Origin of the sequence: Klebsiella indica, assembly GCF_005860775.1 — a bacterium.
GTDB classification, from domain to species: Bacteria; Pseudomonadota; Gammaproteobacteria; order Enterobacterales; family Enterobacteriaceae; genus Klebsiella; species Klebsiella indica.
Map to the genome: position 1 here is coordinate 1 of NZ_VCHQ01000008.1, position 17,487 is coordinate 17,487.

At 53.6% G+C, this 17,487-nt stretch carries 12 protein-coding genes, 1 pseudogene and 1 CRISPR repeat array; of the genes and pseudogenes, 1 reads left to right on the top strand and 12 read right to left on the bottom strand.

The features are described 5' to 3' along the window. The 12 genes and pseudogenes from FE839_RS06585 to cysJ form a co-directional block, all read right to left on the bottom strand. A pseudogene (locus FE839_RS06585) lies at nucleotides 1–446 on the bottom strand (IS5 family transposase); the annotation flags it as partial. Nucleotides 447–544: 98 nt separating this feature from the next. Further along, nucleotides 545–3,564: a CRISPR direct-repeat array (repeat unit 29 nt; unit sequence CGGTTTATCCCCGCTGGCGCGGGGAACAC). A gap of 96 nt (nucleotides 3,565–3,660) precedes the next feature. Further along, nucleotides 3,661–3,954 (bottom strand): type I-E CRISPR-associated endoribonuclease Cas2e, encoded by a 294-nt coding sequence (gene cas2e, locus FE839_RS06590; protein WP_138360052.1) that lies wholly within the window; start codon nucleotides 3,952–3,954, stop codon nucleotides 3,661–3,663. After that, complete coding sequence (cas1e, locus tag FE839_RS06595) at nucleotides 3,954–4,874, bottom strand: type I-E CRISPR-associated endonuclease Cas1e (RefSeq protein WP_138360053.1); 921 nt, start codon at nucleotides 4,872–4,874, stop codon at nucleotides 3,954–3,956. Before cas1e ends, cas2e begins: the two co-directional genes overlap by 1 nt. After that, nucleotides 4,871–5,521 (bottom strand): type I-E CRISPR-associated protein Cas6/Cse3/CasE, encoded by a 651-nt coding sequence (gene cas6e / locus FE839_RS06600; protein WP_138360054.1) that lies wholly within the window; start codon nucleotides 5,519–5,521, stop codon nucleotides 4,871–4,873. The genes cas1e and cas6e overlap by 4 nt, the downstream gene beginning before the upstream one ends. Beyond that, a complete protein-coding gene (cas5e, locus tag FE839_RS06605; RefSeq protein ID WP_138360055.1) occupies nucleotides 5,503–6,249 on the bottom strand; it encodes a type I-E CRISPR-associated protein Cas5/CasD in 747 nt (248 codons plus the stop codon). The genes cas6e and cas5e overlap by 19 nt, the downstream gene beginning before the upstream one ends. Before the next feature lie 9 nt (nucleotides 6,250–6,258). After that, nucleotides 6,259–7,314 carry a type I-E CRISPR-associated protein Cas7/Cse4/CasC gene (cas7e, locus tag FE839_RS06610; protein ID WP_138360056.1) on the bottom strand — a complete coding sequence of 352 codons (1,056 nt, stop codon included), beginning with the start codon at nucleotides 7,312–7,314 and terminating at the stop codon, nucleotides 6,259–6,261. Nucleotides 7,315–7,328: 14 nt separating this feature from the next. Then, on the bottom strand, nucleotides 7,329–7,880 hold the full coding sequence (casB, locus tag FE839_RS06615; RefSeq protein WP_138360057.1) for a type I-E CRISPR-associated protein Cse2/CasB: 552 nt from the start codon (nucleotides 7,878–7,880) through the stop codon (nucleotides 7,329–7,331). Continuing rightward, the gene (gene casA / locus FE839_RS06620) at nucleotides 7,877–9,403 is read right to left on the bottom strand and encodes a type I-E CRISPR-associated protein Cse1/CasA (protein ID WP_138360058.1); all 1,527 of its coding nucleotides are present in this window, start codon (nucleotides 9,401–9,403) and stop codon (nucleotides 7,877–7,879) included. The genes casB and casA overlap by 4 nt, the downstream gene beginning before the upstream one ends. 151 nt (nucleotides 9,404–9,554) lie before the next feature. Continuing rightward, nucleotides 9,555–12,212: a CRISPR-associated helicase Cas3' gene (gene cas3 / locus FE839_RS06625; RefSeq protein ID WP_138360208.1), complete on the bottom strand. Its 2,658-nt coding sequence runs from the start codon at nucleotides 12,210–12,212 to the stop codon at nucleotides 9,555–9,557. Between the two features lie 72 nt (nucleotides 12,213–12,284). Continuing rightward, entirely contained in the window at nucleotides 12,285–13,019 is a 735-nt protein-coding gene (cysH, locus tag FE839_RS06630; RefSeq protein ID WP_138360059.1) for a phosphoadenosine phosphosulfate reductase, read from the bottom strand. Nucleotides 13,020–13,120: 101 nt separating this feature from the next. Beyond that, on the bottom strand, nucleotides 13,121–14,833 hold the full coding sequence (cysI, locus tag FE839_RS06640; RefSeq protein WP_138360061.1) for an assimilatory sulfite reductase (NADPH) hemoprotein subunit: 1,713 nt from the start codon (nucleotides 14,831–14,833) through the stop codon (nucleotides 13,121–13,123). After that, nucleotides 14,833–16,632 (bottom strand): NADPH-dependent assimilatory sulfite reductase flavoprotein subunit, encoded by a 1,800-nt coding sequence (gene cysJ / locus FE839_RS06645; RefSeq protein ID WP_138360062.1) that lies wholly within the window; start codon nucleotides 16,630–16,632, stop codon nucleotides 14,833–14,835. The genes cysI and cysJ overlap by 1 nt, the downstream gene beginning before the upstream one ends. A 436-nt stretch (nucleotides 16,633–17,068) precedes the next feature. Between cysJ and queD the strand changes: the two genes are divergently transcribed. Beyond that, entirely contained in the window at nucleotides 17,069–17,431 is a 363-nt protein-coding gene (gene queD, locus FE839_RS06650) for a 6-carboxytetrahydropterin synthase QueD (protein WP_138360063.1), read from the top strand. Nucleotides 17,432–17,487 lie beyond the last annotated feature (56 nt).

Consider the following 17,487-nt stretch of genomic DNA (forward strand, 5'->3'; position numbering starts at 1 on the left):
TGGCAATCCTGTCCCGTCTGTCGCCAAATGGATTTTGGTGCCAAAGCCGCCGCGAGAGCGACCCAGCCCATGGTCGTTGATGTCATCGGGATGTTTTTTTTCGCACCTGCCGCTGCTTTCAGGGCCCTGATATTACTGCCATCAAGTGCAATAACATCCCAGTCAACCAACTTTTTTTCATCCAGAATCTGGAGTAATTTATTGAAAATACTGTTCATTATTCCAGCCTTAGACCATCGGTTAAAGCGGTTATAAACCGTCTTCCAGTGACCGTAACGTTCAGGCAAATCTCTCCAGGGAGCGCCGGAACAAAGCACCCAAAATATGCCATTCATGACATGTCTGTGCGCGAAGTAAGGACGGCCACCTTTGGAGGACCCGCTTTCAGCAGGCAACATGGGAGAAATTATCGCCCATGCATCATCAGGGAAATCGTAACGAGCCATGTTAAAGGTACTTTTGTGGTCAAAACAGGTGCCTGATTGTACAAAAAACAGTTACGGGACACACCCTAGATAAAGCTTTTGCTGAAGCCAGTATCGGCCGGTTTATCCCCGCTGGCGCGGGGAACACTTGCGCGTGATGCACATCTTGTGCTCGACGTACGGTTTATCCCCGCTGGCGCGGGGAACACGGAGAGTGAAGAACGGGTAAGCTCTGGATTTACGGTTTATCCCCGCTGGCGCGGGGAACACGTCCGACATGCTCCAGGCCCGCTTTGGTCAGTCGGTTTATCCCCGCTGGCGCGGGGAACACGCCTGCTCAATCACCTGCACCTCCACTGCGTTCGGTTTATCCCCGCTGGCGCGGGGAACACGGATACTACGGAAACGGCTACCGAAGCAACGGCGGTTTATCCCCGCTGGCGCGGGGAACACATTAACTGGGTATATCGCCAGACCCACCAGCGCGGTTTATCCCCGCTGGCGCGGGGAACACAGTATGCACCCGGTTACCCGGTATCTATAGCCCGGTTTATCCCCGCTGGCGCGGGGAACACCCTGGTGTTTTGACGGTGGCGCACAACGCTCGCGGTTTATCCCCGCTGGCGCGGGGAACACTGAGGCTGGCGCAGTTTGCTGTCGGCAATATCCGGTTTATCCCCGCTGGCGCGGGGAACACAGGGATGCCAGTCCAAGCCTGTTTGTTACCCTCGGTTTATCCCCGCTGGCGCGGGGAACACGGTATCATCGCCCTGGCCAAAGGTGTAATCGCCGGTTTATCCCCGCTGGCGCGGGGAACACATAAATAGTTAGTTGAGGCGCATTCAGTGATGCGGTTTATCCCCGCTGGCGCGGGGAACACGGCAGTGATTATTGGTATTGCTGCTGTGTGTGCGGTTTATCCCCGCTGGCGCGGGGAACACTACCGTTCCCGCAATGCTCTGGTGCGCCGCCACGGTTTATCCCCGCTGGCGCGGGGAACACACTTGCTATCACTGCGGGTACACGTAGCAGACCGGTTTATCCCCGCTGGCGCGGGGAACACCTCGAGATCGCAGCCTGTAAAAGAAATCAAAGCGGTTTATCCCCGCTGGCGCGGGGAACACCCTTACAAGGATACTTATCTGCCAGTTTGAAACGGTTTATCCCCGCTGGCGCGGGGAACACGTCTTTGATCGGCTGAGTCTCTTCCATCTGCACGGTTTATCCCCGCTGGCGCGGGGAACACAATGATGTGATCGACCTTCGGCGCGTCGGTAACGGTTTATCCCCGCTGGCGCGGGGAACACAAAATATGGTCTATGCCAACGAAGATAAAACGCGGTTTATCCCCGCTGGCGCGGGGAACACTCGGTGACACGGCAAAAGGCGCTAAAGGCCTGCGGTTTATCCCCGCTGGCGCGGGGAACACGCCGTCTGCTGTAGACGATAAAACGCTATACCCCGGTTTATCCCCGCTGGCGCGGGGAACACGTCAATCTGAGAAAACAGTCAAACGTTGGTTTTCGGTTTATCCCCGCTGGCGCGGGGAACACAATAACGGGTGCGGTATAATCGCCAACCTCACCGGTTTATCCCCGCTGGCGCGGGGAACACTGTTCGTTCATTTTTTAACCTCGAAATATGGCCGGTTTATCCCCGCTGGCGCGGGGAACACGGATAGCGTTACGGGCGATGATGACGTGAGCTCGGTTTATCCCCGCTGGCGCGGGGAACACACGCGCTTCTTTGTTAAATCCGCCCGACTGGCCGGTTTATCCCCGCTGGCGCGGGGAACACGCGCATCTACCGCAGCAGACAGCGTCATTGTTCGGTTTATCCCCGCTGGCGCGGGGAACACTACCAGTGCTTCCGCGAACGGCGGTGGGACTGCGGTTTATCCCCGCTGGCGCGGGGAACACGATGTCCCTTTTGTCAGATTTTTCAGATATCGCGGTTTATCCCCGCTGGCGCGGGGAACACGGGACCATGACAGCAAGCGCTGGCGATTACATCGGTTTATCCCCGCTGGCGCGGGGAACACAAATGTTGAATGCCTTGAGCTAATCACAATGCCGGTTTATCCCCGCTGGCGCGGGGAACACGCGTTCTCTTATTTATGTTTTGCTTGCCTGCTCGGTTTATCCCCGCTGGCGCGGGGAACACGCGGAAATATCACTCACAAACAGCGTCCAGTCCGGTTTATCCCCGCTGGCGCGGGGAACACACGAACACAGCTACCACGAGGGAAGCTACGGTCGGTTTATCCCCGCTGGCGCGGGGAACACTTACACTTGCCAGGGAGGAACTTGCCTTTGGGCGGTTTATCCCCGCTGGCGCGGGGAACACCCGGAAGAGCCTCCACCGGCAATGCGCTCTGACGGTTTATCCCCGCTGGCGCGGGGAACACCGGAACGTATCCGTGATAGAGACTGGCTGTAGCGGTTTATCCCCGCTGGCGCGGGGAACACCAATAAGGGAATAATGCGTCACACCCTCTTCCCGGTTTATCCCCGCTGGCGCGGGGAACACGATGAAACTTACCGGAAGCCGGTATCCGGTTGCGGTTTATCCCCGCTGGCGCGGGGAACACGCCGCCGTTGGATGTCCAGCCCTCCCGGTCGCCGGTTTATCCCCGCTGGCGCGGGGAACACTTCTGTTGCTGCGCCGCCATTACTGCCGCGAGCGGTTTATCCCCGCTGGCGCGGGGAACACATATCGGCGAGCGTAGAGCGTAACAGTTTTGCCGGTTTATCCCCGCTGGCGCGGGGAACACAATTTATTGGTCTTCTTATCTTTGTATGTGGCCGGTTTATCCCCGCTGGCGCGGGGAACACTTTCTCAGCATCGTCCTTTTTTATCAAGTATGCGGTTTATCCCCGCTGGCGCGGGGAACACGTCATTCAGGCTGCGCCGACGACCGCTGCTCGCGGTTTATCCCCGCTGGCGCGGGGAACACCGCTGCACTTTAAACGGTTCGTTGTGGCCGTTCGGTTTATCCCCGCTGGCGCGGGGAACACCAATCCCCTGTTACCAGTGATAGAAACTCGCTCGGTTTATCCCCGCTGGCGCGGGGAACACCGGGGAAGGGTAAAGTAATATTCCCCCGGTAACGGTTTATCCCCGCTGGCGCGGGGAACACACTAAATTTATATATCTGTTTTCTATAGGATTTTTTAGAAATAAACAATATACCAACCTATTAGTAACAACTCCACCTTATTAAAGAGCAGGTAACCTACTGATTTTCAATGGGAAGAAAAGAAACCAACCTCAAGCCATCCAAATCTACCGGAATACGACGGTTTTCCCCCCAGGTTTGAAACTCAAAACCAGACTCAGTGTTTGTTGCCCAGGCCATAACAATATTTCCAATACCTCCCAACTGGGTAACCTGTTGCCAGATCATTTCTCGCACACGTTTTGAGACATCGCCTACGTATACGCCAGCCCGGATTTCCAGGAGCCATATAGCAAGTCGTCCTCGCAAACGTGGGGGGACATTTTCCGTTACAACAACCACCATACTCATTAACCGTGCCCTCTATGCCCATTATCAGCAAGTGACTGCGGTTCAGGAATTGCGGGAGGCAGCATATCTGGCGCAGGTTTCGGTGGCTCAATCTCACCAGCAGCGAGAACCTCTTCAATCAAAGGGATAAGCTTTCCGGTGAGCCTGGTACTACGAAAAATATCACGACAGGCCAGTCTGACTTCACGATCGGGTTCGGAAGGAGCACGTGCAGCAATTTCAAATGCTTTCGGGACCACTGATTCAAATTTGATGATATCAGCGATGTCATAAACAAATGAAAGGGGCTTGCCACTATGAATGAAACCAATCGCCGGCGCATAACCCGCCGCCAATACTGCCGCTTCTGAAATCCCGTACAGGCATGAAGTTGCAGCGCTGATACATTGGTTCACCACATCTCCTTTTTCCCAGTCCTTAGGATCATAATTACGGCCATGCCACTTCACTCCGTACTGTTTAGCCAACAATGCGTAAGTCTGACGAACACGAGAACCTTCAATACCGCGCAGCTGCTCAACAGAACGACGCGCAGGCGGCGGCTCACGAAAACGGAGTTCATACATTTTACGCACGACTTTCAGACGTAAATCATCATCCAGCGCCAATTTCGCCTGATACAACAGTTTGTCTGCCCGCGCACCGCCGGGCTGCCCGGAAGAGTAAACCCGGACACCGGCCTCTCCTACCCACACCAGTAGTGTTCCTACCGTTGACGCCAGGCGCACTGCCGCATGAGAAACCCGAGTCCCCGGTTCCAGCATGATACAGGCCACAGACCCTACCGGAATATGAGTACGTATCCCCGTCTTATCGATCAACACAAATGCACCATCCAGGACATCAATCTGCCCATACTGGAGGAAAATCATTGATGTACGATCTTTCAGTGGAATGGGACTGAGCGGTACATAAGTCACCCTTTGTCTCCAGGTTTAATCAGCATTAGCCCGCAGCCAAAAGCCCGGCTTTTCCCATATCCCTGAATCAGACGCTGCAGAAATAACGCTGGGTCGTTAACCACCAGTAGGCCAGAATAGTCCACGCTGCTGAACTGGATCATCTGCCGGGACTTCGCCCGAACAATCTGCTGCTGCCGATACGCATCCACACTCACTTCACTGAGCGAAAATCCATTCTGTTTCCCTTGTTTCGCCAGCCAGTCTTGCGCCGTCTGCCGTTGATGCTGCCAGATATCCAGGTCCTCGTTCTTCCCTTTCACCTGACGTTTTGCTTCCATCAACAGATCGTGACGTTTACCTGCTTTACAAATCGTTGGATTGGCTCGCAGGCTAAAACGCAGCGTTTGACCCGGGCTTAAGGTCGCTAAGAACGAACGATATTCGATATCGAAAATATCGCTCTCAGCCGGTGGTTGTTGAGAAAGCACAAAGAAACGAAATGCTCCCTGAAGCTCCTCTCGACGATAAAGAAACTGCCGTTCGCCTCTTCCGGGAAACAGCTCCCAAAGCCACTGGTGCATCACATATTCTCCGCGATCCACTAATTTCAGCAGTTGTGATGGTAAAAGCTTACTGGTATGCAGCGTTATTTTTGCGAGATACACGGTTCCTCCTTGATGAGCAGCACGCCTTGATTAACGGTGCGTTCGCCAAACGTCCACTGCTGGCGACTCATTGGCCTGTCACGACGACGTAAGACTTTATTGGCTTCCAGACCTTCATGTTCGCCCTCCCACCAGCACTGAGGCTGTAATTCCGCTAACGGAATTTTTAGCCTGTTGAACTTCTCCCGATACTGATCATACGCATCACTCAGCACATCCGGGGCGGAACCTTCCAGCAGCAAGGGCGCAAGCGGTAATGCCAGAGGATGGCTTTTACGCCCCAGATACAGAGAGAATACCGGGTGTTGTAACGCATCTCGTAGTTGCTCCAGCGAATATGGCGCACCGGAGGTTTGCGCTATCGCCACCATCCACCAGGCGTCGGTGTAATAATCCCGACGGGAGATCAGCGCACTCAGCAGTTCAGGATCGCTTAACTCTTCACGACGACTGAAATAACGGGCTTTACGCACTTCTTTCGGCATCTGGACAGTATGGTAATCCCGCGCCCAACGAGGCTCCCTGCTGGCACATAACAAAAATGCGTAGTGCTGATTAAACTCGTTCAGACGTTTTTCTTCATCGCGACGAATCCCCAGGGCTGCCGCCAGTAGTCCCAGTAGCGCCGAACGCGTGGGTAACTCATGACTATGGCGCACCTCTCCGGGGGCATCCACGCCCCATGAAGCCATTGGCCCCTGAAGCTGAAAAATCAGATACTGGCTCATAGTAGCCCCTTACGCGCTGATAAAATCCAGCACCTCTTTGATGCTTCCCTTTCCATTCATCACATCAAAACCGACGGATTCTGTCCGTTGTTCGTAAACCGTATTTATATTCTCGCGCATTTCAGTAATGCGTTTTATCGCGGCCTCCAGCTGGTTGGTGCCGTTGATCGGGTTGTAAAACGCCGCCGCCAGTGAACGAGGTTGATCGGTTCCTTTTTCCGCCAGCATCCAGGACGCATAAGCACGACTGGCAAAGCTATTTTGTTTGCCGGTTGGCGAGACTTTCAGCACGGCCTCGGTAAAAGCGCGCAGCGTTTTATTCGCCAGCTCTTCATTGCCGTTCAGATTTTTCAGTAGCAGGTCTTTGTCTATACAAATATAAGTATAAAACAGAGCCGAGCCGAAACCGGCTTCACCAAGATGCCCCGCGCCAGCATCCTCAGAAGGTTTACGCAGATCGTCTACCGCGGTAAAAAAATCATCTTCCACGATGGTTTCACTGACGCCGAATGCATGCGCAACCTGACACGCGGCTTCCACATTGAACTCCGGTTTATTTGCCAGCATACGGCCAAACATGGCAATATCGACTGCCATGCGATCGCGACGCAGCAGCAAAAGTTCTTCTTCTTTCGGTGCTCGTTTTTCTTCAGCCAGGCGATGCGCCAGCGCCATGACCGCATCGAACTCTGCCGGACTGATATGCACCAGTTGCTCGGTTTCAGCATTGGTCAATGGTTCTTTCGGTTTCTTCTCCGTTTTAGCTTTACCTAAATAGTCCGCAATCGGTTTTACCCACTCGACGGCCTTTTTGTCATCGATGCCGTTTTCCGTCAGGATTTTCGCCACCTCACGCGCAATACGTCCGCTACGAATACCAATATTTCCGGCAAGAGCCTGTTCAAAAAGTTCGGATGTGCGCCAGGCGCGCTTCAGGCTTTGTGAAGAAACGCGAAGACGCGTCGCGCCACCGAGCACGACCGTTTTCGGCGAACCGGTGTCATCACGGTTCAGGTTGGCAGCCGGATATGCGGTCAGTAAATGCAGTTGAATAAACGTGGTCATCTGAGAGTCCCTTATTAATCGTCGTTGTTGGCATCACCGGCCTGGTAATACTCCAGCGCCCAGCGGATACGGATAAATTCAGTTGGCCGCTGGCGGCGGCGGATATGGTTAAGCAGTTCGTCGTTTTCCCGACACCAGCAAAAGATGTCATCTGCCAGTGACGGAAGATTCACCGCGCCATTAAGCAGCCGAACCGCACGCAGTAGCTGACGCAGCAATTCATCAGGCGTTTTCACCGCAGACAGCCGGGAAAAGCGCAGTTCGGACATCACCGGGTTATTGCCGGTCATCTGGCCTAACTGCGCAGCAAAATTCGGCTCTTTAACAATAGATTTAACATGTGCGGCCAGCGCCGCGGTTATCGCCAGCGCGGTAAAACGCCACTCTTGCCCTTCTATTTTCCATAACGTGTGAGTCTGCATCAGTAGAGAACGAAATCCCTCCGACAGGCAGACTTCATTCACCGTTCTGCTGCGCCGCAGGCTGGCACGCAGACCGCGTTTTTCCTGCAACTCTTCATGCCACCGGCGCAACGTGGCCTTATGATTGTCTTCCACAATACTCATTCAGCAGCCTCCTGCTTTTTCGCTTTGGTGAAATATTTTTTCCGTGCCAGCATAACTCGCTTAAGATCGCCGCCCTCGTAGGGGTTGGTAAAAACATGGTCATCAAAGTAGCGGCGGGTAAATAACCAGATATCATTTTGCCATTGGCTCAGTCTTTTTTCTGTGCTCTGGCCGCTTTCAATATCGCGAACCAGTTCCAGAAAAGAGGCCTGAGTAAGATGCCAGAAGTCGATATCAATAAAGCTGAAATCACCGCGTGCGCCTTTGGCATCAGAGAACCAGGCCTCTTTTAATGCGCTACGTAGCAGGCCGAGGTGACGCGATGCCGTTTGCGCCGCCTGTCGCAGATCGGGGATAATGTTTTCGGTTAATAACAGCGGGAAGTGATGTTCATACCAGCAGCGGGCTTTCATATTGTCAAAATCATAGCCAAAGCCCCACAATCCAACCCTGATATCCTTAAGGTTATGCGTAGCGAACGTTTTAACAACCTGAGCCGGGTATTCTCGGTTATTTTCTGATGTACCTTCCTGACTCAATCCCAGCCAGTCCCGCCAGATAAGGCCGCCCGGCTGCGGTTTGACGGAATAGCGTTCACTACCTTCTTTTAACGGCAGGCGATAAGGTGTCAGTGGGTGTACCCAACCCGCGTAATTAACGCCGTAGTTTTTTACGGTCATCGAACTCAGCAGTTCATCACTGTGAGTTTCACAGAGATCGCAAGAGCCTGAATGAGTGGATGCAAAATCAAGACGAATACGTCTTGGCATCCCCCAATAGGCCTGCAGCGGATTGACCTGTTCTGGGGTTGTGACGGCATTTGCCAGTTCACTGGTGCGGGTGGCGGCTAACCAGGGAAAGACTGATGCATCGCACTGCTCCGGCAAAGGTAATCCACCGCTATCCTGCGGCATAACATTGAGCCATAGCTTGCGCCATAGAGGCGTTTGCCGGTTACTCTGATACTCCTGCAATTCGATAAGCGTGGTCATCGGCCCGCCGCCTCGCAGCCCGGTTCGATAACCTTTACCGCCCGATGGCGCATTAAGCTGCAACGAAAATAACGCCAGCGCCGCGCAGTGCGAGCAAAAGTGCTGCGTGACGCCGCGCTTAACAAAATGGTCTTTATTAAATTTGGTGGTTTGCGCCCCAGGAATTTCCGGCAGCAATGAGGCGATTGAAACTTTCTCACCACCTATGGGTTCAAAATCCTGCATAAAAGAGGGTGTATCGGCACCAAACTGAAAGGCAGACTCTAGCGGTTCCAGCGCCTGACGAAGTTTTTCTGCGCTCAATCCATCGTCGAACCAGATATCCTCCCAGCGAGCACTGTTTTTCGGCGCGACAGTGCATTGTAATAATCCCAGCAAGAACTGCCAGGCTGCGCCCTGCAAATCCGCTCGCGTGGCGGCGACATCTACCACGTTTTCATCTGTCAGATTGACTGGCGCCAGTTTGCCAATGGAACCGTCTTTGAAACGAACGGGAAGCCAGGGTGTTGAAATTAAATTTATCGGAAACATGCCTTTTCCTTACCTGATGCGCCAGTCCATGGCGCAAAAGTGTTCCCTTGAGTTTTAACGGACTGACAGTTGAAAACTCACTGTCAGCTTGTTGCCCAGGTGAATCATCAAACGACAGATCACGAAAGCCTGTCAGTGCAATTCTGTGTCGTTAATCTGCCTTTCCGATCAACCCTTCATGCATCGAATAACCACACGTCTCAGAATCAGATACCACAATCACCATCGCAAACTCCTGATTCTGATGCTGCTCAACGCACCACTGCCGAAACGGCTTACCGTCAAGCAACGTAAAATCTTCACGATGTTTATTCCACCATCCCTGGCGTACCCGCAGCACGCTCATTTCCCAGGCGTGCTCGCCTGACGCATAAGGCGTAACAACGCCATCGACAATTTTCGCCAGCCATAGGGTGATGGACTCTTCAGCAAGGCGCGTCGACAATTTTTCCGGTAAAAAATCGCTGCTTTCCGGGCTATATCCAGGTGCAAAGTTGATAAGGTTTTGATCGGCAAATGCCCGGTCGCAGTAATATTTTCCCTCCCGCACCTGCTCTGTCTGCACAAAACTTTCCGGCATATTGACCTCTTCGCCGTAGACCGACTCGATCAGCAATCGGGCAGACTGAGGCATGCGAATTTCCCCCTGTTCACGCAGTACACGCTGAGTGAGCCACAGGCGCCCATGATCGGGATAGACATAAGCGCTGTTACGCATGGTGCTGGAAAACCAGTCCTCGTGTGGCGAGTCATTCCATTCAGGAGCCTGAATCAGCAACTCCGGCGCATCACGTTCATCCTGTCCGGATAATTTCAATAAGCCATGACAATCCCGAATATGACGCTGTAACCGTCCCGCCCGCTGAATCAACAAGTCCACAGGCGCTAAATCAGAGATCATTTCATCAAGGTCAATATCCAGGCTCTGTTCAATAACCTGAGTGGCGATCAACACCTTTCCACTACGTTGCGTCCCGCCTTTTTTACCAAACTGAGCCAGCGCCTGATTTTCAATTCGCTGACGATCATAAAAAGCAAAGCGGCTATGGAATAACAATAGGTTTTCGGCCGGAATACCCCCCCTGCCAAGAAGCTGGCGATAAATACGAATTGCGTCGTCAACAGAGTTGCGTATCCACGCAATACATTTCCCCTGACTTACGGTCTTCTCAATGCGTTCAATACACTCCTGTTCGCTATGTATCCAGGCCACTTTGACGCTGCGCTGAACCTCTTTACGGGTTTCCACATATTGCGAAATCACCTGCGAACCAGAGACCTGCGTTAACCAGGGATAATCGCTATAACCCAGTAATGGCGCTTCAATCTGACGCTTTGCTCCTTTAGCAAAAGCGGCAACCAGCCGGTCCCGCTGCTGCTGAGATAGGGTGGCGGAAAGCAGAATAGTGGTATTGCCGTCACTGGCCTGCTTTTCAATCAATCCCTCCAGAATTCGCGACATATAAGCGTCATAGGCATGGATCTCATCGGCGACCAGAATCTTCTTGTTCAGCCCCAGCATCCGCAGGTTATTGTGCTTAAACGGCATCACCGCCATCATCGCCTGATCGAGCGTACCAACACCGACTTCGGCCAACAGCGCTTTTTTATTGCTGTCAGTAAACCAGGCCGCGCATCCCTGACTGTCAGGCTGAAGATCATCAGGTTCTTCTGAACCCGATAAATCGCCCGACCAGATTGACTGATTAAAACGCGCCATTAATCCACGTGCGCTATGCGCCAGGACCAGGCTGGGCCGTGAATGTGGTTGGTATAGCGCCAGCCAGCTCTCCGCCAGACGCTCAAACATAGCATTCGCCGTCGCCATCGTCGGCAAGCCAAAATAGAGGCCCTGCGCCCTTCCTGCGGCCATCAGGCGGTTAGCCAGAATAAGCGCGGCTTCCGTTTTCCCGGCACCGGTCACATCTTCAAGAATGAATAATTGCGGACCTTGTTGATTAATATCCAGCTCAAGCGCTTTTTGTTGTAACGGGGTTGGATGCCGGATAAAAGGAAATAACGCATTTACACCAGAAAAAGGCGCGACTTCAGAAGAAGGCGGGAAAACAGAAATGGCTATTTTTGCTTTCACCAGCGCATGGTGCCGCCAGTATGACTCAATAGCCATCGGTTTAGCGATTCGTGGAAAATATCGGGTTGAAGAACCGACCCAATCAGCCAACACTATCGTCGCTGAAATAAACCATGACAGATGTTTAAAGAGAGCAATACTATCATCGTCATCCCAAAATTCAGGGATCTCAAACAGCGGAAATAACGATTTTATGCTGGCAAGAAAATCGCGTGCCGCCTCTTTATCCTGCTGACGAAAATTTTTCAGCTCCGCGACCAAAGCCGGTGGACGCCCATGATGCCCGGTCGTAAGCGGCATCCAAAGTGCAATGACGCGCTTCAACTTGCGGGCTGCAAGAGAAGATGTTGGGAGAAGTTCAGAATACCCGCTCAGATAATCATTCCACAGCCAATATCCCAGGGTGGCATGCGGGATGGCCTCATAATTTTTTATATTGTCATTCTGCGAGTTAAGATTGTCATGAATATAAAGCTGTTGGAAAGAATGCGCGAATTTCCCGATATCATGCCAGCATAATAACCAGGCAAAAAACTGCGCTGCCTGAGCCCTGTCATCCAGGCCCATTTTCTTAAGATAATCAGCGATATTATGGATATTATGCTGCACCATCCAGTAACCAACTGCCGCCACATCCAGAGAATGCCAGCACAGTAAGTGATAATCATCACCTCCCTCATCATCCCCTCGCCGGGCTTTCCCCCAATAATTAAACATCATCAAGATCACTCCATTAATCAGGAAGACCTTAATATACACAAAAAAATCCCGGCAGCGCCGGGACTCACATTAACCTTCGTGCAATCCGCACTCTCTTTTCAGACCAAAGAAGCGCGTCTCTTCTTCCGCCATTCCCGGCTCCCATTTGCGGGTGGTGTGGGTATCGCCCACCGACAGATAGCCCTGATCCCACAGAGGATGATATTTCAGGCCGTGCTTTTGCAGATACTGATAAACGGTGCGGTTATCCCAGTCGATGATTGGCAGCACTTTAAACACGCCACGCTGGATCGCCAGAACCGGTAAATGCGCGCGGCTGCCGGACTGCTCCCGGCGCAGGCCAGCAAACCACGTTTGCGCCTTCAGCTCTGCAAGCGCCCGGTTCATCGGCTCAACCTTGTTGATGTCATTGTATTTCTCAATGCCCTCAACGCCCTGCTCCCATAGCTTACCATAGCGCGCTTCCTGCCAGGCCGCGCTCTCCTTCGCCCGATAGACCTTCAGATTCAGGTTGAGCTTATCCGTTAACTCGTCGATAAACTGGTAGGTTTCCGGGAACAGATAGCCGGTATCGGTCAAAATGACCGGAATACCCGGACGTACCTGATTAACCAGATGCAGGCTCACCGCCGCCTGAATACCAAAGCTTGAAGAGAGCACATATTCGCCCGGCAGATTTTCCAGCGCCCATTCGACACGCTGTTGCGCGCTCAGTTTTTCCAGTTGACTATTGGTTTCCGCCAGTTGCAAAACACGATCGACCTTCGGTAATTCGTTAAGCACGTTTAGATCGAGTACGGACATAAGTTCCTCACTGTTTGCCTTGCCTGATGGCGCTACGCTTATCCGGCCTACCGTCTACGTAGGCCGGATAAGGTATTTATGCCGCCATCCGGCGATGCACGTTATTCCCAGAAATCCCGGGCCGGGTCGAGCACCGGGCGAATAATGCCCGCACGCACCGTAAAATCGCCGAAGCCTTCACCCGCTTCGCGCTCTTTCGCCCAGCGCCCTACCAGTTCGTCAAGAGAGTCGAGGATTTCCGACTCGGTAATATTTTCCCGATACATACGCGGAATACGCGTCCCGCTGCGGTTGCCGCCAAGGTGCAGGTTATAACGCCCCGGCGCTTTCCCTACCAGACCAACCTCCGCCAGCATCGCGCGACCGCAGCCGTTCGGGCAGCCGGTGACGCGGGTAACGATATGCTCATCGCCGACCCCATGCTTGCTCATCACCGCCTCGACTTTATCAATAAATGACGGCAGGAAGCGCTCTGCCTCGGCCATTGCCAGCGGACAAGTCGGGAACGATACGCAAGCCATCGAGTTTTCACGCTGCGGAGTCACGGCGTTCATCAGGCCGTGGTCACGGGCCAGCTTTTCGATCTTCGCTTTCTGTTCTTCCGGAACGCTGGCAATGATCAAATTCTGATTCGCCGTAATGCGGAATTCCCCTTTATGGATCTTCGCAATTTTCAGCAGGCCAGTCTTCAACGGACGCCCCGGATAGTCGAGGATACGACCATTTTCAATAAACAGCGTCAGGTGCCAGTTATTGTCGATGCCTTTCACCCAGCCGATACGGTCTCCGCGGCTGGTAAATTCATACGGGCGAATCGGCTCAAACTTGATGCCCGCCCGGCGCTCTACTTCCGCCTTAAAAGTCTCAACGCCCACGCGTTCCAGAGTATATTTGGTTTTCGCATTTTTACGGTCGGTCCGGTTGCCCCAGTCGCGCTGGGTGGTTACCACCGCTTCCGCCACCGCCAGAGTGTGCTCCACCGGCAAATAGCCAAACTCGCTCGCCGTACGGGCATAGGTTTTCTTATTCCCGTGCTCGATAGACAGGCCGCCACCGACCAGCAGGTTAAAGCCCACCAGCTTGCCATTTTCAGCAATCGCCACGAAGTTCATGTCGTTCGCGTGCAGATCGATATCATTTTGCGGCGGGATCACCACGGTGGTTTTGAACTTACGCGGCAGATAAGTCTGACCGAGGATCGGTTCTTCGTCCGTGGTGGCGACTTTTTTCTGATCCAGCCAGATCTCTGCATAAGCGCGAGTGCGCGGCAGCAGGTGCTCGGAGATCTTCTTCGCCCATTCGTAGGCTTCCGCATGCAACTGGGACTCATACGGGTTAGAGGTACAGAGCACATTACGGTTCATATCGTTGGCGGTGGCCAGCGAGTCCAGCCCAACGGAGTGCAGCATCTGATGTACCGGCTTCACGTTCTTCTTCAGAATGCCGTGAAACTGGAAAGTCTGGCGGTTAGTCAGACGAATGCTACCGTAAATCGTATTTTCACCGGCGAATTTATCAATCGCCTGCCACTGTTTGGTGGTGATAACGCCCCCCGGCAGGCGACAGCGCAAGAGCATCGCATGACGCGGCTCCAGCTTCTGCGCCGCACGCTCGGCGCGAATATCGCGGTCATCCTGCTGATACATGCCGTGAAAACGGATCAGCAGAAAATTGTCGCCTTTAAAACCACCGGTCAGGCCGTCGTTCAAATCTTCTGCAATGGTGCCGCGCAGATAGTTGCTTTCCAGCTTCATACGCTCGGCGTCAGCCAGTTTACCTTCGACCACCAGCGGGCCTGGATGTTTTTCGCTCATTAGTAGACATCTCGCTGATAACGGCGCTCAACGCGCAGCTCACTTAAAAATTCGTCCGCCGCTTCGGCGTCCATCGCACCGTATTCGGCAATCACTTCCAGTAACGTCTGCTCAACGTCTTTTGCCATGCGATTCGCGTCGCCGCAGACATAAATATGGGCGCCATCGTTAATCCAGCGCCACAGTTCAGCCCCCTGCTCGCGCAGCTTGTCCTGAACATAGACTTTTTGTTGTTGATCGCGGGACCAGGCCAGGTCAATGCGGGTCAGTACGCCCTCTTTGACGTAGCTCTGCCACTCCACCTGATAAAGGAAATCTTCGGTAAAGTGCGGGTTGCCAAAGAACAGCCAGTTCTTGCCTTCTGCGCCTTCCGCCGCGCGCTGCTGCATAAACGCGCGGAACGGCGCGATGCCGGTGCCTGGGCCAATCATGATCACCGGCGTCTGCGGGTTGGCAGGCAGACGGAAGTTATCGTTATGTTCGATAAAGATCCGCACTTCACCATCTTCTTCAACGCGATCGGCAAGGAAACTGGAGGCGCCGCCAGCACGGGCGCGGCCTTCAATATCATACCGAACCACGCCAACGGTAATGTGTACTTCGCTTTCCACTTCCGCCTGGGATGAGGCGATAGAGTACAGCCGCGGGGTTAACGGACGCAGCAGATCGATCAGCGCCTGAGCATCCAGCTGTGCCGGAGAGAAACGGACCATGTCGACAATCGGCGTGGTCGCGGCATAATGCTGAAGCTGCGCTTTATCGCCCACCAGCGGCAGCAGAGACTCGCTGCGGGTTAAGGTGGCATAGCTCTCAACAATGTTACCGGTGTTAACCGTCAGCTCGACGTGCCACTCCAGCGCGTCGGCAAGCGGCAGGGTTTTTCCCTCTACCGTAACCGGCTCATCGCCTTTCAGCCACAGCAGTTCCACCAGCTCTTTTACCAGCGCCGGATCGTTCTGGTACCACACGCCCAGGGCATCGCCCGGCTGATAACGCAGGCCCGAGTCGCCGAGGTCGATTTCAATATGACGGACATCTTTTTCTGAATCGCGGCCGGTGATTTTTTGATTTACTGCGAGGGTCGCGGTCAGCGGCGCTTCTTTGCTGTACGGGCTGGAGTGGATCTCATTCACCGCCCCGCTGGTGGCCAGTTGGGACGGCGAAGCAGCAGGCGCGCGCGCCTTCAGCACCTCGACCACGCGGGCGCGCCATTCGGCGGCGGCAGCCTGATATTCCACATCAGCGTCAACCCGGTCAAGCAGGCGTTCGCCCCCCAGTTCGGCCAGTTTGCTATCAAAATCTTTACCGGACTGGCAGAAAAATTCATAGGAGGTATCGCCCAGGCCAAACACGGCAAATGCCGTATCGGTCAGCTTCGGCGCTTTCTTCGAGAACAGGAACTTGTGCAGCGCGACGGCTTCTTCCGGCGGCTCACCTTCGCCTTGTGTTGACGTCACTACGACCAGCAGTTTTTCGGCGGCAATGTGTTTGAATTTATAGTCGCCGGCGTTGACCAGTTTAACATTGAGCTGTGCGGCCTGCAGATCGTCACGCAGCGCTTCGGCGACGCGGCGGGCGTTACCGGTTTGCGATGCCGAAATAAGGGTGATGGATGGCACTTCTGCCGCCTGGGCTGGAGCGACAACCGCCGCGCCGGGCTGCTGGTTCAGCGCCCCCCAGAAGTAGCCAGAAACCCAGGCCAACTGGGCAGGCGTGAAGTCAGTCGTGGCCGCCTGAAGGCGAGCCATTTGCTCCGGACTCAGCGGTAGCAAATTGGAAGGTGGGGCCTGTGTCGTCATGCGTCGTTATGTTCCAGTAAGCAAAGCTGTGATTCGCGCCCTGTCAGCGCGATAAAACAGAAGAGAATATATTTACTCTAAATAATTCGGGTTGCAGGCAGCGATACTGTGGCAACGTCGTCCGGGCGAGGCCCTGAGATGGGTCGAATTATTGCCAACGCACATGCAGCTCGAAGTATGACGAGCAATAAGGTTAACGGTGCTGATAGTAACAATTAAAGAAGGGATGGAAATAACAAATAACCAAATGGACTAACCTGTTTTAGTTATAGTTATTAACAACAAAATCGATTAAATAACAACATGAAATATAAAGAGTTATTTCAATAAAACCGCGTAAACGCGATGACTTTCTGCTCAGGGACATTTTAGTTAATGATAAAAAATGTGCTTTCCGGTACCCTACGGCGGTTTTTTGCCATATTGAGAATAAAAGATGTCCACCACGCTGTTTAAAGATTTCACCTTCGAAGCCGCTCACCGTCTGCCGCATGTACCAGAAGGCCATAAGTGCGGTCGCCTGCACGGCCACTCTTTTATGGTGCGTCTGGAGATTACCGGTGAGGTCGATCCCCATACCGGGTGGATCATGGATTTCGCCGAGCTTAAAGCCGCCTTTAAGCCGACTTACGATCGTCTGGATCACTACTATCTGAATGACATTCCCGGTCTGTCCAATCCAACCAGCGAGGTGCTGGCAAAATGGATCTGGCAGCAGGTCAAACCGGTGGTTCCGCTGCTCAGCGCGGTAATGATTAAAGAAACCTGTACCGCAGGCTGCGTCTATCGCGGCGAGTGATTTTGGGTTTGCCGGATGGCGACGCGCTGCGTCTTATCCGGCCTGCACACAAATGG